Annotated in this window: 21 protein-coding genes; 14 read left to right on the top strand and 7 right to left on the bottom strand. The window is 42.1% G+C overall.

Annotated elements, in window-relative coordinates; translation table 11 throughout:
• Window positions 1–30 precede the first annotated feature (30 nt).
• From B3O12_RS01835 to cysD, 7 genes are all read right to left on the bottom strand, one after another.
• Window positions 31–534, bottom strand: coding sequence for a UpxY family transcription antiterminator (locus B3O12_RS01835; protein ID WP_286755072.1), 504 nt, complete (start codon window positions 532–534; stop codon window positions 31–33).
• A complete protein-coding gene (locus B3O12_RS01830; RefSeq protein ID WP_286755071.1) occupies window positions 527–1,051 on the bottom strand; it encodes a winged helix-turn-helix domain-containing protein in 525 nt (174 codons plus the stop codon). The genes B3O12_RS01835 and B3O12_RS01830 overlap by 8 nt, the downstream gene beginning before the upstream one ends.
• A 136-nt stretch (window positions 1,052–1,187) precedes the next feature.
• The gene (locus B3O12_RS01825) at window positions 1,188–2,300 is read right to left on the bottom strand and encodes a DegT/DnrJ/EryC1/StrS family aminotransferase (protein ID WP_286755070.1); all 1,113 of its coding nucleotides are present in this window, start codon (window positions 2,298–2,300) and stop codon (window positions 1,188–1,190) included.
• A 14-nt stretch (window positions 2,301–2,314) separates the two neighbouring features.
• Window positions 2,315–3,370, bottom strand: coding sequence for an NAD-dependent epimerase (locus B3O12_RS01820; RefSeq protein ID WP_286755069.1), 1,056 nt, complete (start codon window positions 3,368–3,370; stop codon window positions 2,315–2,317).
• A complete protein-coding gene (locus B3O12_RS01815; protein ID WP_286755068.1) occupies window positions 3,370–4,650 on the bottom strand; it encodes a nucleotide sugar dehydrogenase in 1,281 nt (426 codons plus the stop codon). The genes B3O12_RS01820 and B3O12_RS01815 overlap by 1 nt, the downstream gene beginning before the upstream one ends.
• Before the next feature lie 177 nt (window positions 4,651–4,827).
• Window positions 4,828–6,084 carry a sulfate adenylyltransferase subunit 1 gene (locus B3O12_RS01810; protein WP_286755067.1) on the bottom strand — a complete coding sequence of 419 codons (1,257 nt, stop codon included), beginning with the start codon at window positions 6,082–6,084 and terminating at the stop codon, window positions 4,828–4,830.
• Window positions 6,084–7,031, bottom strand: a complete 948-nt coding sequence (gene cysD, locus B3O12_RS01805) for a sulfate adenylyltransferase subunit CysD (protein ID WP_286755066.1) — start codon at window positions 7,029–7,031, stop codon at window positions 6,084–6,086. Before cysD ends, B3O12_RS01810 begins: the two co-directional genes overlap by 1 nt.
• 56 nt (window positions 7,032–7,087) lie before the next feature.
• Between cysD and B3O12_RS01800 the strand changes: the two genes are divergently transcribed.
• From B3O12_RS01800 to B3O12_RS01735, 14 genes are all read left to right on the top strand, one after another.
• Window positions 7,088–7,750, top strand: coding sequence for a heme exporter protein CcmB (locus B3O12_RS01800; RefSeq protein WP_189628621.1), 663 nt, complete (start codon window positions 7,088–7,090; stop codon window positions 7,748–7,750).
• 17 nt (window positions 7,751–7,767) lie between these two features.
• A complete protein-coding gene (ccsA, locus tag B3O12_RS01795; RefSeq protein ID WP_286745402.1) occupies window positions 7,768–8,430 on the top strand; it encodes a cytochrome c biogenesis protein CcsA in 663 nt (220 codons plus the stop codon).
• Between the two features lie 4 nt (window positions 8,431–8,434).
• Complete coding sequence (locus B3O12_RS01790; RefSeq protein WP_189628623.1) at window positions 8,435–8,689, top strand: CcmD family protein; 255 nt, start codon at window positions 8,435–8,437, stop codon at window positions 8,687–8,689.
• A 53-nt stretch (window positions 8,690–8,742) separates the two neighbouring features.
• Window positions 8,743–9,141, top strand: a complete 399-nt coding sequence (locus B3O12_RS01785; protein WP_189628624.1) for a cytochrome c maturation protein CcmE — start codon at window positions 8,743–8,745, stop codon at window positions 9,139–9,141.
• 133 nt (window positions 9,142–9,274) lie between these two features.
• A complete protein-coding gene (locus B3O12_RS01780; protein ID WP_229838493.1) occupies window positions 9,275–11,824 on the top strand; it encodes a heme lyase CcmF/NrfE family subunit in 2,550 nt (849 codons plus the stop codon).
• A gap of 165 nt (window positions 11,825–11,989) precedes the next feature.
• Window positions 11,990–13,279, top strand: a complete 1,290-nt coding sequence (locus tag B3O12_RS01775) for an aminotransferase class V-fold PLP-dependent enzyme (RefSeq protein WP_286755065.1) — start codon at window positions 11,990–11,992, stop codon at window positions 13,277–13,279.
• Window positions 13,280–13,372: 93 nt separating this feature from the next.
• Complete coding sequence (gene tnpA, locus B3O12_RS01770; RefSeq protein WP_286745393.1) at window positions 13,373–13,813, top strand: IS200/IS605 family transposase; 441 nt, start codon at window positions 13,373–13,375, stop codon at window positions 13,811–13,813.
• 54 nt (window positions 13,814–13,867) lie between these two features.
• Window positions 13,868–14,713, top strand: coding sequence for a Rossmann-like and DUF2520 domain-containing protein (locus B3O12_RS01765; RefSeq protein ID WP_286755064.1), 846 nt, complete (start codon window positions 13,868–13,870; stop codon window positions 14,711–14,713).
• Between the two features lie 27 nt (window positions 14,714–14,740).
• On the top strand, window positions 14,741–15,601 hold the full coding sequence (locus B3O12_RS01760; RefSeq protein WP_189628627.1) for a geranylgeranylglycerol-phosphate geranylgeranyltransferase: 861 nt from the start codon (window positions 14,741–14,743) through the stop codon (window positions 15,599–15,601).
• A complete protein-coding gene (locus B3O12_RS01755) occupies window positions 15,598–16,176 on the top strand; it encodes a phosphoribosylglycinamide formyltransferase (protein ID WP_286755063.1) in 579 nt (192 codons plus the stop codon). The genes B3O12_RS01760 and B3O12_RS01755 overlap by 4 nt, the downstream gene beginning before the upstream one ends.
• Window positions 16,177–16,215: 39 nt before the next feature.
• Window positions 16,216–17,745, top strand: a complete 1,530-nt coding sequence (gene purH / locus B3O12_RS01750) for a bifunctional phosphoribosylaminoimidazolecarboxamide formyltransferase/IMP cyclohydrolase (protein WP_286755062.1) — start codon at window positions 16,216–16,218, stop codon at window positions 17,743–17,745.
• A gap of 72 nt (window positions 17,746–17,817) precedes the next feature.
• Complete coding sequence (locus tag B3O12_RS01745; protein WP_189628630.1) at window positions 17,818–18,846, top strand: rod shape-determining protein; 1,029 nt, start codon at window positions 17,818–17,820, stop codon at window positions 18,844–18,846.
• A gap of 9 nt (window positions 18,847–18,855) precedes the next feature.
• Complete coding sequence (gene mreC, locus B3O12_RS01740; protein ID WP_189628631.1) at window positions 18,856–19,710, top strand: rod shape-determining protein MreC; 855 nt, start codon at window positions 18,856–18,858, stop codon at window positions 19,708–19,710.
• A complete protein-coding gene (locus B3O12_RS01735; RefSeq protein WP_286746536.1) occupies window positions 19,703–20,215 on the top strand; it encodes a Rod shape-determining protein MreD in 513 nt (170 codons plus the stop codon). Before mreC ends, B3O12_RS01735 begins: the two co-directional genes overlap by 8 nt.
• Window positions 20,216–20,217: the final 2 nt, after the last annotated feature.

The following is a 20,217-nucleotide window of genomic DNA, read 5'->3' as shown; positions in this document are numbered from 1 at the left end:
GAACCGAACAATGGCACAAGGATAAATAAATTATGTCTCTTGAACTTTTAAAATTGAGATTTCTGCCTGCAACGAATAATTAAGGGATAAAATATTGAGAATAACTTTGTTACCCTTTCTCATCACTAATTCCCCAACCTCTCCCCTTAAAGGACCATCTTTCACTTCCAGTTTCTCTCCAATGGCATAATCCAGTCTTTTCGAAACCGCCCCAGGATGTTCCTCCAAAAACTCACGTATAGCTCGAATTTCAACATCTCTGATTACAACTGGTTTTTTGAGCCAGAAAACAGAGCTTACAATTCCTTGATCCTGCAAAATACATTGTCTCTCTGACTCATTAACATAAGCGAAGAGGTAGGAGGTGAAAACAGGTTCCTTTATTTTCTTCTTTCGATCGGACCATTGCTTTATTACTGTTCTGGTTGGGCAATAAACCTCATAACCTTCACCAGATAATCGTTCAGCTACCTTTTTTTCGTTACGCGGCTTGGTGTAAAATGCTGTCCAATATTTGTCAGGAGCCTCACTCATTCCAAAGCAATAAAAACTTATCAGACTCAAACTCCAAATCGTTCGATTCTGCTTCTGAATACACTAGGTATTGAATTTTTTTACTGGTGATATTTTCAACTTTATGTATTAAGTGTGTCAAATACACTCTATCAGGACTTCCAACAAAAACAAGGCTAATAATGTCTGATTGCATCCCTTTAGCCAAATCTCCTGTCAGATACACTCTTTTTAGGTCTCCAAGCTTTTCAATGACCTCTTCAACAACTGAATTTAAACCTGTTTGCTTTAACAGTATGCTTCTTACCTCGTTGAACAACGAGAAGCCCGCATTGGCACGATAATATTTCTTATTACCCACCAGTTCGCTCTTTACCATTCCAGCATCCTCAAAACGAGCTAGTTCAAGCCTTACAGAATTCGTGCTTTCATTAAACTCCTCGGCCAAGCCCCTTAAATAGGATTTACTCTCCGGATTCAAAAAAAGCCTTAAAAGTAGTTTAATGCGAGTCTTAGATGAAATTAGGGCTTCTAACATTATGGCTGGATACAGCTTCGCCCGGTCAGTCACAGGCGCAACCTAGCATTGAGTAGTAAAACTACTCAATATTAGATTTTCACAAAAATAAAGTAGAATATTTTTGATATCAACACATTAGTCAGGCTCTCAACCCTTACCGAAAGCTTAAGACTTGCTCGATAATAGTATTTTGCTGTTCCTCAGACATTTCTGTATGAATGGGTAATGAAATTACCCGTGAGCAAAGGTCCTCAGTGTTAGGCATATCTCCAGCCTTGTAACCGAAATATGAGTAGGCTCTCTGCAAATGGTTAGGAACAGGATAGTAAATCATTGACGGGATTTCCTTTTCGGCTAAGTGCTCCACCAAACCATTCCTATCAACTCCATCGGCTAATTTTAAAGTATATTGATGGTAAACATGTGTGCTAAAATTGGACTCCACGGGAGTGGTTATCCAACCGACCTTGGAAAAAGCCTGAGAATACTTCTGAGCAACTCTATAACGAGCCTCGTTATAGCCATCCAAATATTTAAGCTTTACCTTAAGAATAGCTGCCTGAATACTATCTAAACGCGAGTTTACCCCTATCGAATCGTGATAATATCTTTTGCTCTGTCCATGATTTACTATCATTCGGAGCTTTGCGGCTAAATCATCGTCATTGGTCATTATAGCACCACCATCACCATAGGCTCCAAGATTTTTGGAAGGAAAGAATGACGTTGCACCAGCATCTCCCATTGTACCGGCCTTAGCTATTCGCCCATCCGAGAACGTAAATTGAGCACCAATTGCCTGAGCAGTATCTTCAAATACTTTTAAGTCATGGTCCTCAGCAACCTTTAAAATTCTCTCCATATCTGCACACTGTCCATACAGATGTACAGGAACGACAGCAACCGACTTATCTGATATCTTCGCCTCGAGATCTTCAATGTCGATATTAAAGGTATCCGGATACACCTCTACAAATACTGGCTTAAGCCCGAGAAGTGCAATTACTTCCACAGTAGCTACATAAGTATAAGAAGGCACCAGAACTTCTGCCCCTTTTGGAAAGTCGTATGCCATCATGATCACCTGAAGGGCGTCTGTACCATTGGCACAAGGAATAACGTTTTTTACGTGTAGATACTTCTCAAGATTACTTTGAAAGTCATGAACCGCAGGCCCATTTATGAATGCTGAGGAATCCAATACCTCCTCAACTTCTTTTTTAATCTCTTCCTTTATTTTCTCGTATTGCCCAACGAGATCTACCATTCTTATAGGCTGCATTAGACTTTATAAAATTCTCGATACCATTTAACAAACTGACTTACACCATACTCTAATGGTGTTTGAGGTTTATAACCAAGGTTATTGACTAAGTCTTGCACATCGGCATAGGTTGCCGAAACATCACCTGCCTGCATGGGCATAAAATTTTTCTTCGCTTCCATGTCTAGAGTCTCCTCAATAATCCTTACAAAATCCATTAGCTTTACTGGTGAGTTATTACCAATGTTATATACGGTGTAAGGAGCCTTTGCAGTCCCAGGGTCAGGGTCTGCCCCACTCCAGTTCGGGTTCCCTTTTGGAGGATTGTCATTAACCCTAATTACACCTTCTACAATATCATCTATGTAAGTAAAATCTCTCGACATTTCCCCATTATTGAAGATGTTAATGGGCTTTCCCTCAAGAATGGCCTTAGTAAATAAGAAAAGTGCCATATCGGGCCTTCCCCACGGACCATATACCGTAAAGAATCTTAAACCCGTAGTCGGTAAGCCAAAAAGATGGCTATATGTATGAGCCATGAGTTCATTGCTTTTCTTACTGGCCGCGTAAAGGCTTATTGGGTGATCTACATTGTGATGAATTGAGAACGGCATGGTCTCATTCAACCCATAGACCGAAGAACTACTCGCATATGACAGGTGCTTAACTTCATTGTGACGACAAGCTTCCAAAATATTCACAAAGCCCACAATATTGCTATCAATATAAGCTCTTGGGTTTTCAAGGCTATACCGCACGCCTGCCTGAGCAGCAAGGTTAATTACTGTATCAAATTTTTCAGTTGCAAAAAGTCCATTAAGCTTTTGGTCATCTTCTAACTGAAGTTGGATAAAGCGGTAGTTGTCATGCTTAGCACTTTGTATAAGCTTTCCATACTCTATTTCATCAGCGTCAATACCTGTAATATTCAGACGCCCGTGTTTGACCCTTATGTCGTAATAATCATTTACGGAATCGAGCCCTACAACCTGATCACCTCTTTCTAATAGCTTTTGAGCGAGGTGAAAACCAATAAATCCTGCCGTTCCTGTTATTAATACTTTAGCCATTATAATCGAGCGGTAACTTTTTCTTTGGGTAAACAGGACTTAACGTCATAGGTAAGAGGACTACCCTCTAGCCTTTCAATTAACTCTAATGAGAACTGCTTATGAGCTACGGCCAGAACTACTCCTTCGTAATGCTCAGTAGTAAGAGTCTTCTCGTCAATTAACTCTAAGCCATATTCCTCTTGAACCTCTTCTTTGTTTGCCCATGGATCATAAACATCTACTGCGATGTCATAATCTTTTAATTCCTTAATAATATCTATTACTCTGGAATTACGAATATCAGGACAGTTCTCTTTAAAAGTAATTCCTAAAACCAGTACTTTAGACTTATTCACTACTCGACCAGCCTTCATAAGTAGTTTGACCATTTCGCTGGCCACGTAGGGGCCAATAGAATTGTTTAGCCTTCTACCTGCCAATAATATTTGAGGATAATAGCCTGCCTTTTTTGCTTTTTGAGCCAAATAATACGGATCTACACCAATACAATGTCCTCCTACTAAACCCGGCCGAAAAGGAAGAAAATTCCATTTTGTGCCGGCCGCTTCCAAGACATCTACAGTGTCTATGCCCAGCTTGTTAAAAATCATGGCCAGCTCATTTACAAAAGCAATATTGATATCTCTCTGAGAGTTCTCAATCACTTTAGCGGCCTCGGCTACTTTAATAGATGCAGCTTTGTAGGTTCCCGCTGTTATCACAGACTTGTATAGCTGGTCTACTCTTTCAGCAATTTCAGGAGTAGACCCCGAAGTTACTTTCAAAATCTTGGTAACGGTGTGTTCTTTATCACCCGGGTTGATTCTCTCGGGGGAATAACCACAGAAGAAATCTTTATTAAAGGTCAGGCCCGATACCTCCTCTAAAACTGGCACACAGTCTTCTTCTGTTGCACCAGGGTATACCGTTGATTCGTAGATAACTATGTCTCCTTTCTTAAGAACTTTACCTACGGTTTGAGATGCCTTTAAGAGTGGTGTCAAATCAGGGTTGTGATCATCATCAATGGGAGTTGGAACCGTAACAATATAGATGTTACAGCCCGATAAATCATCTAACTTGTTCGTGTTGAAAAGTCCTTTGGGGGACTCTACAGACGAAAGAACCGACTTCAAAAGTTCATCTTCTACTTCTAGGGTATGATCCTTACCATTATTGAGTTCGTCAATTCTTTCCTGATTAATATCAAAACCTATGACTTTGTATTTTTCTGCAAATGCAACTGCCAGGGGAAGACCAACATACCCGAGGCCAATTATTGCGATTTTGTCGTTCATGCGGAGTTTAAATCTTATTACAAATTAGAAACGTACACAACAGGTTGTTACTGTTCAATCTACGTTGCATGCAAATCTAGAAGAAAAATCCGGTCTCTTTAAGGAAGGAATCATAAATCATGATAGCAGTATTAAATCTGCTAACAGCTGTCTTACTTTGCTGAATAATTGTAAGGCTTAACAAATCATTCCAGCAGCCACTGTTTCGTTGGTATTTTCATCGACCAATATTAGAGCTCCCGTAGTTCGGTTTTCAGCGTACTTATCTGTTATCAAAGGTTTGTTTGTCCTGAGAGTAACGTTAATTATATCATTGACTGATACGGTATCGACACCTTCTCTCGTAAGTGAATTCACATCATACTTAAAGTTCAGGTTTTTAACGATAGCCTTAACCTCGTTGTTAGAGTGCATCAGGGTGTACTTAGACCACGGCTGAGGGCCTTTTCTGGAAAACCAGCAAAGTGTGGCTTCAATATCCTGCTGAAGTTTGGGAGACCCGGTTATTCCTGTAATCATATCTCCACGGCTCACATCAATATCATCGGCCAAGGAAACAACTACGCTCATTCCTGTACTGGCTACAGAAAGCTCTTCATCCATTAAATGAATCTGTTTAACTGTCGAAGTTTCACCCGAAGGAAGGACTACAACACTATCCCCTACTGCAAGTTGACCACCTGCCACCCGTCCGGCATAGCCTCTATAGTCATGGTAAGTATCATTTTTAGGCCTAATGACAGTTTGAACAGGGAAACGAACCGCAGCAGAAGTGGTTTTAGAAACATCTATTTGTTCCAAAGTAGAAAGGAGGGTTCTCTCTTCATACCAAGGCATATTTTCAGAAGAATTCACAACGTTATCCCCATGCAGTGCACTTATGGGTATGAACGAAATCCCTTTTACATTCAGTTTGCTGGCAAAACGCGCATACTCTGATTGTATGGATCGGAAAATCTCCTCGTCATAATTCACTAAATCCATCTTGTTGATACAGACTACCAAATGGGGAATTTGTAAAAGGCTAGCAATGTAGCTGTGCCTAAAAGTCTGCTCCACAAGTCCCTTTCGTGCATCGATTAAAATGAGAGCTACATTGGCAGTCGAAGCACCTGTAACCATGTTTCTGGTATACTGAATATGTCCGGGTGTGTCGGCAATGATAAACTTCCTTTTGGGAGTTGCAAAATATCTGTACGCCACGTCTATTGTAATACCTTGCTCCCTTTCATCTTTCAGGCCGTCTGTTAACAGCGCCAAATCTGTATGATCCAGACCACGCCTTTTACTGGAGTTTGCCACATGCTCTAACTGATCTTCAAAGATGGATTTACTATCATAAAGCAATCGGCCAATTAATGTGCTCTTACCATCATCTACACTACCTGCGGTTGTAAAGCGCAGTAACTCCATGTCCAAATACGAATTCTCCATTAGAAATATCCCTCCTTTTTTCTGTCTTCCATCGATGTTTCCGAGCGCTTATCGTCCGCTCTGTTCCCTCTCTCTGTTTGTCGTGCAGCAGCTACTTCCATAATCACTTTCTCCAGCGTATCTGCTTCAGATTCAATGCCCCCTGTTATTGTTATGTCTCCTAAGGTCCTAAACCTCACTTTCTTGTTGTGTATGGTTTCTTCTTCTCCAACATGTAGATGCTCTGAAACAGGGAGCCAAGTATTGTTACGCCAAATTACATCGCGATAATGGGCCAGGTATAGCGATGGTATTGCAATATTTTCCGCTAGTATATATTGCCACACATCCATCTCTGTCCAGTTAGATATGGGAAAAACCCTGAAGTGTTCCCCCTTGTGTTTTTTCCCATTGAAAATATTCCAGAGTTCAGGCCTTTGATTTTTAGGATCCCATTGTCCAAAGTCATCTCTATGCGAAAAGAAGCGCTCTTTGGCTCGTGCCTTTTCTTCATCGCGCCTGGCTCCACCCATTAGCGCATCGAACTGATGTTCCTCAATGGTATCTAATAGAGTCGTTATCTGAAGCCAGTTCCTTGAAGCATCTTTGCCGGTTTCTTCTTTAACCCTGCCTTGATTAATGGATTGCTGCACAGAACCTATAATAAGGTCTACACCCAATTGCTCAACCAACTCATCTCTAAATTTTATGGTCTCAGGAAAGTTATGTCCGGTGTCGATGTGCACAAGTGGAAAGGGTATTTTAGCCGGCCAAAAAGCTTTTTTAGCCAAATGAGTAACTACAATTGAGTCTTTTCCTCCTGAAAAAAGTATGCCTGACTTTTCGAACTGAGAGAAAACCTCACGTATAACATAAATGGCCTCTGCCTCAAGCTCTTTCAAGTGATTGAAGTGCGAGGTACTCTCCTTAAGGCTTATTCTTTCTATTTGTTCTATATCTCCTACCATTTTTGTAGACTATTAGAGTCTGCAAACATAGTATATATTTGCAATCAATTGACAGTATGAGAGAAATTTTAACACTTGTATCTAAAGAATTTCGTTCTGAATGGCGGCAGAAGTATGCTCTGAACGGAATGATACTCTACCTAGCATCAACCATTTTTGTCTGTTACATGAGTTTTAGTCTAAAAACAGGCACTATTCATGCACTAAGCTGGAATGCTCTTTTCTGGATAATTATTCTCTTTACAGCGGTAAACTCTGTAGCAAAAAGCTTCATTCAGGAAGCCGATGGCCGAATGCTGTATTATTATTCTTTAGTAAAACCTGAGTCCATTATCCTATCTAAGATCATATACTACTCGCTATTAATGATGGGCCTCTCCTTAATTGGTTTATTCTTCTATTCGATGGTTATGGGCAACCCGGTAAATGACCTTGCTATGTTTTTGTTGACCATAGTGTTGGCCTCTTTTGGTTTAGCAACTGCCCTTACCATGCTTTCCGGAATAGCTTCTAAGGCCAGCAACAGCAGCACACTTATAGCGGTACTCAGCTTTCCGGTGATCATTCCCATGTTGCTGCTCATTATCCGATGCTCCAAAAATGCACTTGATGGAATTGAACGCTCTGTCTACACCGATCAGTTGCTTACTCTCATTGCCATAAATGCCATTGTTGTTGCGGTTTCCTACCTGTTATTCCCCTATCTTTGGCGATCATAAGCAAACGGTAGTTGACCATGAAAAAGAAGTGGTGGAAAGTACTCTGTATAGTTCTCCTTATCTACTCTATACTAGGCGCTCTTTTATTCGATGCCCCGCGACTGGCCATTCTAAATGAAACTATACGAAACCTGCATTTTCATGTCACTATGTGGTTTGCCATGATCATTCTGTTGGTTACCTCGGCCATTTATGCCATTAAGTATCTGCGCTCCAATCGGATTGACCACGACACTCTTTCGGCAGAGTTTGCCAATGCCGGAGTATTGTTTGGCATTCTGGGTATAGTAACTGGTGCTATTTGGGCCAATTTTACATGGGGCGAACCTTGGAGTGGTGATGCCAAGCAAAACAGTAGTGCCATAGCATTACTCATCTACCTGGCTTATTTGGTACTTCGTAACTCCCTTGAAGATCAGCAGCAAAAGGCTCGGGTAAGTGCTATATATAATGTCTTTGCTTTTGCCGCCCTTATACCACTACTGTTTATTCTACCCCGTATGACAGACAGCTCCCTACACCCGGGCAATGGTGGCAATCCGGGCTTCAACGCTTATGATTTGGACAGCCGGCTCCGCATGGTTTTTTATCCGGCTATTCTGGGCTGGACCCTTCTGGGTGTTTGGCTTGTATCTCTCAGAGTGCGTATTAAAAGAATTAAAATGGCTTTAGAAGACTAAAATCATGAAAAAACACCTTGTAACCCTCTTCCTACTTATCTCTTTAAGTTCATTTGCTCAGAATGGAGCCTACAGTATTAACCCCGAAGACTACAACAATACCTCTGTAGAAATGGCAGATGTAATGCGGTCTAATGGAAAGATCTATGTAGTGGTGGCTGTAGTAATGACGGTCTTTCTGGGCCTTATTATTTACACCATCTCGGTAGACCGTAAAATCTCCCGTCTCGAAAAGGAGGTTTTCAGTGAAAAAGGTTAATTCTTAGGCGTTTGTGTTGTACTTTTGCGCCAGTTTAAGCAACCGAGGAGGAGATGAAAAAATCTAGTATAATTGGCCTGGTGGTTATTGCCATTGCTGTGGCTATAATTATTTCGACAGCAGGTGATGCCAGCTCTTACGTTACGTTCGATGAGGCCTATGCCATGGCCGCCAACGGAAAAGCCGAATCAATCCATGTAGTGGGAGAGCTCAAAAAAGCCCCTAACGGCCAGGTGGTTGGCGTTCAGCCAAGTGAAGACATGCTATCGGTAGAGTTTATTTTGGTTGATGATAACCAAAAAGAACAAACCGTTTACCTCAATCAGCCCATGCCTTCAGATCTGCTCAAGTCGGACAAAGTAGTGGTTATTGGAGGCTATAAGAACGATATGTTCATAGCCGATAAGGTATTGCTCAAGTGTCCTTCTAAGTACGAAGAGACTTCGCTCTAAGAACTGCCGAACACTGTAACCCATAGGCTATAATTTTCGTGGTCTATGCCGTCACTATCCCTCTTAAAAGGACATTGGTTCACAGAGAGGTGTTAAACCATAACTCCCAACAGATAACCCTAAACTTTAGCTCTTGATTTCAGCAACTGTTCATACCACTATCGGCAACATTGGTCACCTGTTGGTAATCGTCTCTTTTGTTGCCTCAATTATTGCGGCTTTTGCCTACGGAAAAGCCTCCCTAAACAATGAGATAGGCAATACTGACTGGATTAAATTTGGAAGAGCCTCTTTCTGGACTCACGGCTTGGCCGTTTTAGGAACCGCTGTTACCCTTTTTCTCATAATCTACAATAACTACTTTGAGTATCATTACGCCTGGTCTCACGCCTCCAAAGATCTCCCTGTTCATTATATGATTGCCTGTTTTTGGGAAGGACAGGAAGGAAGTTTTCTAATTTGGTCTGTATGGAATGCGCTTCTTGGCTTCATTCTCATAAAGACCAACAAAAAATGGGAAGCTCCTGTAATGACGGTGTTCGCCCTCGTTCAGGCATTCTTGGCTTCAATGATTTTAGGCGTGGTTATTGGCGACCTTAAAATCGGCTCATCACCTTTTTTGCTCCTTCGCGATGTAATGAATGAACCCGTATTTCTGGTTAACCCAAACTATGTTCCTGAAGACGGTACGGGCCTTAACCCATTGCTTCAAAACTACTGGATGGTAATACATCCACCAATGACTTTCCTCGGATTTGCCTGTACACTCATCCCTTTCTCTTTCTGTATTGCCGGGCTATGGAGAAAAGACTTTAAAGACTGGATAAGACCCGCTCTGCCCTGGACTATTTTCGGTGGAGTAATACTGGGTACGGCTATCGTTATGGGCGCCTACTGGGCTTATGAAACGCTCAATTTTGGAGGATATTGGAACTGGGATCCTGTAGAAAACGCAGTGTATGTACCCTGGCTAGTGTTGATAGCCAGCATGCACACTATGATTATCTTTAAAAAGAACCACACGGCTCTAAAAACTTCCATTGTCTTAGTGATTGCTACTTTCATACTTATTCTCTACGCCACCTTTTTGGTGAGAAGCGGTATACTTGGCAATACATCGGTACACTCTTTTACCGACCTGGGTCTTTCCGGCCAATTGCTCATATACCTGCTATTCTTTTTGGTGGCGTCTATTGCCATTGCTGCAAGAGTTTGGAGCCAGCTCCCAACCTCAGACAAAGAAGCCTCTGCTTACTCGCGAGAATTCTGGATCTTTATTGGGGCCCTGGTGCTTTGCCTGATGGCTTTCCAGGTTTTGGTACCTACCTCTTTTCCTGTATTCAACGCAATTGTAGAGTTCTTTGGCGGAGTATCTTCACTGGCCCCTCCTGCCAATCAGGTAGAGTTTTACTCCCAATGGCAGGTTTGGTTCGGGATAGGAATAGCCTTGCTTTCAGGTACCGGTCAATTCTTCTTCTGGAAGAAAATGGATAAGGAAAAGCTAAAATCAGCTATGACTTTCCCCGTGCTTATTTCCCTTGTTATTTCGGCACTCATTTTTGTTTTAGAAGACATTTACAACCCAGTATATATTGTTGTGCTTGTGGCCGGAGTATACTCCGTTGTTTCTAACCTTAAAATTATGCTCGATCTCGTGCGCTCCGGAAGTTATAAGCTCACAGGAGGATCAATAGCTCATATTGGTATTGCCATGATGTTGGTAGGCATTATGTTTTCCGAGGGCTACTCTCGTATAATTTCTAAAAACACCACCATTATCAGCCGTAATTTTACTGAAGAGCAAAACACCAACAACGTAGTGCTGTTCTTGAATGACCCCAAGCCCATGGGGGGATACTCTTTGCTCTACAAAAGTGAAGGACTCAAGGCCGAAGGCATTCCGGGTTATGTAAAAAAATCTTGGCTCGACAATACTGAAAATTCTCATTACAAGATTACCCGGGCTGACATTGTAGTAGATGGTACTACTTATGCCCAAAAAGGCGATACTTTATACTTCCGTACTCCGGAAAACACCTACCATGAGATTGAATACACCTCTCTGAATTCTGGCAAGAAATTCACGCTCTTTCCCAGAACGCAGGTAAACGATGAAATGGGACAAACCATTGTTTCTCCCGACATTAAAAAGCAGTGGAACAGAGACTTGTATACCTATGTAGCACTTCAGTCAGACTTTGACGATGAAAACACAGTGTGGAGTGAAAAAGACATACATACCATTCGCCCCGGAGAAAGGTTTTTCATAAATGACTATGTAGCCGTTTTTCAAGGGCTTGAACGACTGCCCCGAGTAAACTACTTAACTATGGGGCCTAATGATGCAGCAGTTAAAGCCAATATTGAGGTGTTTGTTGAAGAAGGAGAAAAACTCTATCTGGAGCCTAAGTTCATTATTAAAGATAAGAACGTGGGCCGGCCACCCGAAGTAAATCAAGAAATAGCCTCAAGGGTAACCTTGGAAAACATTAACCCGGAAGATGGCTCGATAGAACTGGGCATAGAAACTACTCAAAAGGACTGGATCATCCTTCAGGCCATTGAAAAGCCTCAGATTAACATTCTTTGGATAGGTACCATTGTGATGATTATTGGTTTTATTGTGGCTACCAGAAGAAGGTACATTGAGTTTGCCAAGATGCGCGATAAGGGTATGGCCTAATTTACCCAACCTTTTCTCGGTGTCAACAAGCTCTAGTCTTACCCGGTAATACGGGTGTTTTTTCTCATTCTTAAACTCAGTGACACTTAAAGCACTTGCTGTTTAAATAATGTCATTTCCGGTTGCTTCCATTTTTCTCTATTTTAAAAGAGCTAAATAGGGTTTATGAGCAACAGAAGATCATTTTTTCGAAAGACATTCCTTACGGCCGGAAGCCTGTCTCTGACTACATTTTTTCAGAAGTCATTGGCCGAAGACGTATCAGACGCATTAATAAGTCTCAATAACCTTTTGCCTGAAAGGGCTGCACAAGACGAAGAGCTCTGGAAACGTATTCAGCAAGCCTATACAACCTCAAGCAGCATTATTAATTTAAATAATGGAGGAGTGAGCCCGCAGCCTAAAGTTGTTCAAGAGGCTGCCAATAGATTTTACGCCTATTGCAATGAAGCCCCCTCGTATTATATGTGGCGCATACTCGACCAGGGAAGAGAACCCCTTCGAGCTAAACTTGCACACCTGGCCGGAACTGATGCCGATGAACTGGCCATCAACAGAAACACAACCGAAGCAATTAATACCGTCATTTTTGGACTTAATTTAAAACCGGGCGATGAAGTAATTCTCACTAAATATGATTACCCAAACATGATGAACGCCTGGAAACAGCGCGAAAAGCGAGACGGTATAGTGTTAAAATGGCTAGACTTTGATATTCCTATTGAAAGTGATGAAGAGGTTATTAAAAAGTATAGAGAAGCCATTACTCCAAAAACCAAAGTTCTACACATTACGCACATCATTAACTGGACAGGTCATATTATGCCCGCCAGGAAACTCTGCGATTTAGCCAGAGAAAACAACCTCTATTCTATAGTTGATGGTGCTCACTCTTTTGCTCATCTCGATTTCAAGATTGGCGACTTGGGTTGCGACTTCTTTGGTACAAGCCTGCACAAATGGCTATGCGCCCCCTTTGGTACCGGCCTCTTATACATCAACAAAAACAAGATCAAAGACGTATGGCCACTGCTCGGAGCACCAGAAGGGCAAGAAGATAACATCCGTAAGTTTGAAAACATTGGTACGCGCTCTTTCGCCATAGAGCAAGCTATTGGTTCAGCTCTAGACTTTCACCAGGCCATTGGTTCGGCCAGAAAGGAGGCCCGTCTTAAATATCTCAAACAGTACTGGGTAGATCAGGTGAAAGATGTAGACAGGGTAAGGTTCTACACCTCCGCCAAACCGCAGTTCAGTGGTGCCCTTTTCAACTTTGGTATTGATGGAAAAGATGCCGGGCCAGTGCATAATTCTCTATTCAATACGCATAAGGTGCATACCAGTCCGGTGAAGTATGAGAAAGTGAACGGACCAAGAATCACACCTCACGTTTACACTACCAAATATGATCTGGATAGGCTGGTTGAGGCAATAAATGTTGCAACGAAATCATAACTAGCCCATGGTTTAAACCATGGGCTAATTGATTGGCCAATATTCGTGAAACCATTTCAATGGTTTTGTTAAATTCATTGGAAAACACGCACTATGTCACACTCATTTCCCAGAGTTTGGGTTCATCTGGTATTTGGCACAAAGAATAGGCAACCATTAATTGCTCCCGAAAAGGAGAGCAAAATCTATACTTTCATTCAATCGCAAATGATTGATAAGGGTTGTTTTACAAAAGCAATGAATGGAATCGAAGACCACATTCACATTCTATTTCTTCTCAATCAAAATATAAGCCTAGCTGATTTGGTAAAACAAATTAAAGGATCCAGTGCGCATTGGATTAATCAGCAAAATATTTGTTCTGAGAAATTTGCTTGGCAAACTGGTTACGGGGCATTTTCCGTAAGCGAATCTCAATTACCAAGAGTTGAGCAATACATCATAAACCAAAAAGAACACCACAAAACCAAAACATTTATGGAGGAATATGAGGGCTTGCTGAAACTACATAACCTCAATATTGGAAGTGGTTAAAAACCACTAAACAGCTCAATACCCATTTAGCCCACGGTTTAAACCGTGGGCTAAATGGGGGATTCACATTTCCCAAAACCATTTCAATGGTTTTACTACAATGATTACCTTCGTCTTGTGGCATACAGAATTGTAATTCTAGGAACGGGCAATGTGGCGTGGCATTTAGCCAGAGCACTTGAAAACGCAGGTCACATTATTACGCACATTTATAACCGCAATGCAGAGAAAGCCAAGAAATTCGGTTTAGACTATTTCAGCGCATCTACCGGCAACTCTTTGAGTCTATCTAGCATCAATGCAGACATTTTCATTCTTGCAATTTCCGATGACTCAATAGAAGAAGTTGCCTCGAACGTTAGTCTGCCCGAAAACGCCATACTTTGTCACACTTCAGGTTCTAAACCTTTAAAGGTACTTGGCTATGCCCCTACTGAAAACATCGGAGTGTTCTACCCTCTTCAGACTTTCAGCAAAGGGAAGAAGGTAGATTTTAACAATATTCCGATTTGTCTAGAAGCTGAAAACCGGTTTACACTAGAAGCGCTGAGAGCCCTTGGTAATTCAATTAGTTCCAAAACTCAAGAAATCTCCAGCCAGCAGAGACAGGCAATTCATTTGGCTGCCGTGTTTGCCTGCAATTTTACCAACCACATGTTCACCGTAGCGCAAAGCATTTTGGAAAATCAGGAAATGAGTTTTGAAATCCTTAAGCCCCTGATTGTGGAAACCCTCAACAAATCTTTTGAAATTGGTCCGGAACGGGCTCAGACGGGCCCTGCTATCCGCCAAGACCTCAAAACTCTGGATCTTCAGTACGACTCTCTGAAAGCCGATCCTGAATTGGCCGAAATTTATCGGCTTATCTCCCAACATATTATCGATTACTACGCCAACTGAAATATCTTTGCTGCGTAAACAAGCGCAATGCAAGTCGCTAAGCTTTTCCGACCATCGTTTATCTACAACTACCTTAAACTCATTAGAGGAATTAACCTTCTCATTGTTGCGCTTACCCAATACCTTACGGCACTTTTTCTTTTGAGCAACAAGGGGCACTGGTGGGAAATACTAACGGATGCTAATTTTTTCCTGATGGTATCGGCCACCGTAATGATTACAAGTGCCGGATACCTCATAAACGATTATTACGACATAAAAATAGACTTTGTAAATAAGCCCGACAGAGTAGTAGTAGGGCGTGCGCTGAGAAGGCGTTGGGTAATTTTAGGTCATAGTGCCCTAAACATTTCGGCCATTGCCATTGGTTTTTACATATCCATTCCCATTGGCCTCATTATGTTCGGAGCAGCTTTTCTTCTCTGGCTATACTCCAACCAACTCAAAAGACTTCCTTTTGTAGGTAATTTTGTGGTGGCCATTCTTACCGGAACCACTCTGATTCTAGTTGCTGAATACTTCCACGAGAGAGCCTACATCATTGCCTGTTATGCCATTTTCTCAGCCTATATAACCTTGGTCCGGGAAATAATAAAAGACACTGAAGATATGAAAGGCGATGCCCGATTTGGTTGTAAAACCATCCCCATTGTACTTGGAGTGGCCAAAACCAAATGGATTATTTATGCCATAATGGTCGCCTTCGAAATCACAGTCATCATTCTACTTTGGAACTTGTCAGTGATTCTTCCGATCATTCTCGCAATTACTTTGCTACTTTTGGGGCTCGGTGTTCAGCGAGCCGATACCGTGAAACAATTTCATAACCTCAGCACTTACTGCAAAATCATTATGTTGCTTGGAGTGCTCAGCATGATCTGGATATGACCAAAAAAAGACTTTCAATATTTGCCTCAGGCAGCGGCTCCAATGCCGAAAAATTCTTTGAGCACTTTCAAAATCATCCGCAGATCGAGATCGCTTCGATTTTCACCAACAACAAGTCTGCAGGGGTTATAGAACGGGCTCAGCGGTTCAATATAAAGCACCATGTTTATAATCGCTCCTTTTGGCAAACCGGTGAAACTATTCTGGAGGTACTGGAAAGTGAAAAAATAGACTTCATAGTGCTTGCAGGCTTTATGCTACTCATCCCCAAGGCACTGGTTGCCAGATTCCCCAACCGCATATTCAACATACACCCGGCTCTACTTCCTAAGTTCGGGGGCCAGGGAATGTATGGTATGAATGTGCACAAGGCCGTGAAAGCCGCAGGCGAAACAGAAACCGGACTCACTATACATTATGTGAATGAGTACTATGACGAGGGAGCCATTATTTTTCAGGAAAGCTGCACCATAAACCCTACCGATTCGGCAGAAGAGATAGCCGCCAAAGTATTACGTTTAGAGCACAAAAATTATCCGAAAGTGGTAGAGCAAGAAGTTCTCAAATCGATATAAAATCCCTAGTTTTGCGACTTACTAAATCCCCCTTCGAAAATGTCGCAGGTAAAAATCCAATCCGCATTAATCTCAGTTTTTTACAAAGATAATCTGGCTCCTATTATAGAGCTTTTAAAAGCCAACGGTGTAACGATTTACTCCACCGGAGGAACTCAAAAATTTATTGAAGACCAGGGAGCAAAAGTCATCCCTGTTGAGGATTTAACCAGCTATCCATCCATTTTCGGAGGAAGAGTAAAGACCCTTCACCCCAAGGTTTTTGGAGGTATTTTACACCGAAGAGACAATGACGGAGACCTTGCTCAGGCTAAGGAATTCGAGATTCCTTCTATAGACTTGGTGATTGTAGACCTTTACCCCTTTGAGGAAACCGTAGCTTCAGGAGCAGCCGAACAGGACATAATCGAAAAGATTGATATCGGTGGGATTTCCCTGATTAGAGCAGCTGCTAAAAATTTCAAAGATGTATTAATCGTTTCCAGCAGAGAACAATACCCGGCTGTAGAGGCTCTCCTCAAAGAAAAGGAGTGTGCAACCGATTTGGATGATCGAAGAAAATTTGCTGCTGAAGCCTTCGATATTTCTTCTCATTACGACTCGGCTATTTTCAACTACTTTAACCAGCAGGAAGGCCTTGCTAAGTTTAAGGTAAGCCAAAGAGAAGGAAGACAACTGCGCTATGGGGAAAACCCTCATCAGGAAGGGCACTTCTATGGTCCGCTCAACGAGCTTTTCGATCAGCTCAACGGTAAAGAGCTTTCTTATAACAATCTGGTAGATATTGACGCTGCCGTTTGCCTCATCGAAGAATTTGATAGTTCAGAAAATGCCTTCGCCATATTAAAGCACACAAATGCCTGTGGGGTGGCCATTGGCTCAGATGTAAAAGATGCTTATCTCAAGGCCTTTGCGGCCGATACTGTGAGTGCTTTTGGAGGCGTTTTGGTTTCTAATCAAACCATAGACCTTGCTGCTGCCGAAGAATTGAACAAACTTTTCTTCGAAGTACTAATTGCCCCGGGTTTCGAGCCGGAAGCTTTGGATTTATTGAAGGGCAAGAAGAACAGAATATTACTTGTTAAAAAGCAAAACCTAACAGCTAAAAAGCAATATAAGAGTTTGCTCAACGGTGTTATTGTGCAAGATAGAGACCTGGTAACTGATCAAGCGGTCGATTTTAAAACCGTAACTAAAAAGCAGGTAACCGAGGCGCAAAAAAGAGCTTTGGTATTTGCCTCCAAGGTTTGCAAGCACACCAAATCGAACACCATAATTCTGGCCACAGAGAATCAAATGTTGGCAAGTGGTGTTGGCCAAACATCCAGGGTTGATGCGCTCAAGCAGGCCATAGAGAAGGCCAAATCTTTTGGTTTTGAGCTTCAGGGAGCCGTAATGGCCTCAGATGCCTTCTTCCCTTTTCCCGACTGCGTGGAAATTGCCCATGGCGAAGGGATAGAAGCCGTAATTCAGCCCGGAGGCTCCATCAAAGACGAATTGTCGATAAATTTCTGCGATGAGCACAACATGGCCATGGTGTTTACAGGCACAAGACACTTTAAACACTAATTTTGATTAGGCTAGCTTTTAACGAATCATTACATTAGTCCAATTATTTAAACAAGAAGGAGACCAACTCAAATGGGTTTTTTCGATTTTCTAACCAGCGATATTGCCATAGACCTTGGAACAGCCAATACGCTTATTATTCACAGGGACAAGATAGTGGTAGACGAACCGTCTATCATTGCCATAGATAAGAACACCAATAAAGTTTTAGCCATTGGCAAAGAGGCCATGAACATGCACGAAAAGACGCATGAAAACATCAAGACCATCAGGCCTCTGAAAGACGGTGTGATTGCGGATTTCGAGGCAGCCGAAATGATGATCAAAGGGATGATCAAAATGATCGACCTGAAGAAAAGAAGCTTTATGCCTTCTTCTCACCGAATGGTCATTTGTATTCCTTCAGGCATTACCGAAGTAGAAAAACGTGCGGTTAGAGACTCTGCCGAACACGCCAACGCCAAAGAGGTATACATGATTTATGAACCTATTGCTGCGGCCATTGGTACAGGTATTAAAATAGATGAGCCGGTAGGCTCTATGATTGTTGATATCGGGGGAGGTACTACAGAGATTGCCGTTATCGCATTGAGCGGTATAGTGTGCGACCAGTCTATCCGTGTAGCGGGCGATACTTTTACCAAAGACATTTTGGACTACATGAGAAGGCAACACAACCTTCTTATTGGTGAGCGCAGTGCCGAAAAAGTAAAAATAGCTATAGGCTCTGCCCTAACCGAACTGGAAGATGCCCCAGAAGATTACGAGATCAGAGGTCGTGACTTGATGACGGGAATTCCGAAGGTAATTAAGATTTCCTACTCAGAAATTGCTTTCGCTCTGGATAAGTCCGTTTCAAAAATTGAAGAAGCAGTGCTCAAAGCTTTGGAGATTTCACCACCAGAACTCTCTGCCGACATTTACGACAGAGGTATCTATCTGACAGGTGGTGGTGCCATGCTGAAAGGGCTTGACAAGCGTTTAGCTTTGAAAACCAAGCTACCAATACACATTGCAGACGATCCGCTTAGAGCTGTAGTTCGTGGAACAGGCGAAGCCCTGAAAAACATCAATTCATACAGAGCAGTGTTAATGACATAATCTGAATGAATGGGTCAGCTACTTTCATTCCTATATCGGTTTAGGGCATTCTTTACATTTTTGCTCCTTGAGTTAATATGTATATGGCTAATTGTTCGGCATAACGATTACCAGCGAAGTAGCTTCAACAGCCTGATGTCGGCCACAGTAGGCACCATCAATGAGTCTACCGGCAACATTTCCGAATACTTTAGTCTAAAAAAAACAAACCAGCAGTTGGCTGAAGAAAACGCCCGACTGAGGTCCTTGCTGCTCTCTTTAGAGCCGCTGCCCACAGATTCGTTGGCGGGTAATCTCATACCGGTCGATTCAGCCGATACTACCGCTCTTTCTTTTGAGTTGATTACTGCCGAAATTATTCGAAACGATATTCGCAGTACTAAAAACTTCTTTATGATTAATAAAGGAGCCAAAGATGGCATTGAAGAGGGTATGGGAGTAATCAACTCACTGGGAGTAGTGGGTAAAATACGAGGAGTGAGCAAGGAGTTTTCAGAGGGTATTTCGTTACTCAACATTAAAAACCCAACCTCAGTAAAACACCAACCTTCAGGAAGAATGGGCACCGTGCTTTGGGAAGGGGTAAACCCTAAAACTGCCCGACTGCTCTACCTAACCCCCGATGTACCCGTAGAACCGGGCGACACCATTGTAACCTCCGGTTACAATGCCATTTTCCCAAAAGAAATTATGGTAGGTACGGTTAGAAGCAGTGAGCCTGATAAGAATAATACGTACCTGAATATTGAAATAGACCTAAGTGTAGACTTTGGTAGCCTTTCGTTTGTTTACATTATTAAAAACCATAAAAAGCCCGAACAGGATTCGCTCATAAACTTAAATCCCGAAATCATCAATGAGTAAGCACATTGTTCTACTTACGGTATCGTTTATACTGCTTATGCTGGTGCAAATACTGGTGTTCCGAAACTTTGTGCTCTTTCAGGTTGGATTTGCTTTTGTCTATCTCCTTTTCCTGCTTAGCTTACCCATGGAGGTGGGCTTTACGGCCGGTATGATATTGGGGCTCATTAGTGCCCTCATTCTTGACTTGTTCTACCAGTCGTTGGGTATTCATGCTTCGGCAGCAGTATTTATCATGTTTGTGCGTCCTACATGGCTAAAGGCCGTACTCCCTCGTGGAGGGTATGAACCAAACGACATGACCACCATTGGCACTTACGGATTACAGTGGTTTTTGGGCTATGCCACACCCTTAGTGCTGGTTTATTGCCTGGTAGTGTTTTTTGTAGAAGCCGGTACCGCACAATTGTTTTGGCATACCGTAACAAAAGCCCTGGTTTCTACGGTTATAACATTGGTATTTGTGGTATTTGCGCAGTATCTTTTTTATCCAAAAACCAATTAACC

This window comes from Roseivirga sp. UBA838, assembly GCF_002296035.1.
Classification (GTDB): Bacteria; Bacteroidota; Bacteroidia; order Cytophagales; family Cyclobacteriaceae; genus Roseivirga; species Roseivirga thermotolerans.
Note: the sequence above shows the minus strand (reverse complement) of the source record. Positions and strands in the feature narration are given on the sequence as shown.

Bases quoted from the DNA above. Each gene is read 5' to 3' on its own strand.
- B3O12_RS01830 (WP_286755071.1), bottom strand. From the start codon at position 1,051: ATGTTAGAAGCCCTAATTTCATCTAAGACTCGCATTAAACTACTTTTA.
- B3O12_RS01785 (WP_189628624.1), top strand. From the start codon at position 8,743: ATGAAAAAATCTAGTATAATTGGCCTGGTGGTTATTGCCATTGCTGTG.
- B3O12_RS01800 (WP_189628621.1), top strand. From the start codon at position 7,088: ATGAGAGAAATTTTAACACTTGTATCTAAAGAATTTCGTTCTGAATGG.
- B3O12_RS01820 (WP_286755069.1), bottom strand. From the start codon at position 3,370: ATGGCTAAAGTATTAATAACAGGAACGGCAGGATTTATTGGTTTTCAC.
- B3O12_RS01735 (WP_286746536.1), top strand. From the start codon at position 19,703: ATGAGTAAGCACATTGTTCTACTTACGGTATCGTTTATACTGCTTATG.
- B3O12_RS01815 (WP_286755068.1), bottom strand. From the start codon at position 4,650: ATGAACGACAAAATCGCAATAATTGGCCTCGGGTATGTTGGTCTTCCC.
- tnpA (WP_286745393.1), top strand. From the start codon at position 13,373: ATGTCACACTCATTTCCCAGAGTTTGGGTTCATCTGGTATTTGGCACA.
- B3O12_RS01745 (WP_189628630.1), top strand. From the start codon at position 17,818: ATGGGTTTTTTCGATTTTCTAACCAGCGATATTGCCATAGACCTTGGA.
- B3O12_RS01765 (WP_286755064.1), top strand. From the start codon at position 13,868: ATGGGGGATTCACATTTCCCAAAACCATTTCAATGGTTTTACTACAAT.
- B3O12_RS01755 (WP_286755063.1), top strand. From the start codon at position 15,598: ATGACCAAAAAAAGACTTTCAATATTTGCCTCAGGCAGCGGCTCCAAT.
- purH (WP_286755062.1), top strand. From the start codon at position 16,216: ATGTCGCAGGTAAAAATCCAATCCGCATTAATCTCAGTTTTTTACAAA.
- B3O12_RS01760 (WP_189628627.1), top strand. From the start codon at position 14,741: ATGCAAGTCGCTAAGCTTTTCCGACCATCGTTTATCTACAACTACCTT.
- B3O12_RS01835 (WP_286755072.1), bottom strand. From the start codon at position 534: ATGAGTGAGGCTCCTGACAAATATTGGACAGCATTTTACACCAAGCCG.
- B3O12_RS01825 (WP_286755070.1), bottom strand. From the start codon at position 2,300: ATGGTAGATCTCGTTGGGCAATACGAGAAAATAAAGGAAGAGATTAAA.
- cysD (WP_286755066.1), bottom strand. From the start codon at position 7,031: ATGGTAGGAGATATAGAACAAATAGAAAGAATAAGCCTTAAGGAGAGT.
- B3O12_RS01810 (WP_286755067.1), bottom strand. From the start codon at position 6,084: ATGGAGAATTCGTATTTGGACATGGAGTTACTGCGCTTTACAACCGCA.
- B3O12_RS01775 (WP_286755065.1), top strand. From the start codon at position 11,990: ATGAGCAACAGAAGATCATTTTTTCGAAAGACATTCCTTACGGCCGGA.
- B3O12_RS01790 (WP_189628623.1), top strand. From the start codon at position 8,435: ATGAAAAAACACCTTGTAACCCTCTTCCTACTTATCTCTTTAAGTTCA.
- ccsA (WP_286745402.1), top strand. From the start codon at position 7,768: ATGAAAAAGAAGTGGTGGAAAGTACTCTGTATAGTTCTCCTTATCTAC.
- mreC (WP_189628631.1), top strand. From the start codon at position 18,856: ATGGGTCAGCTACTTTCATTCCTATATCGGTTTAGGGCATTCTTTACA.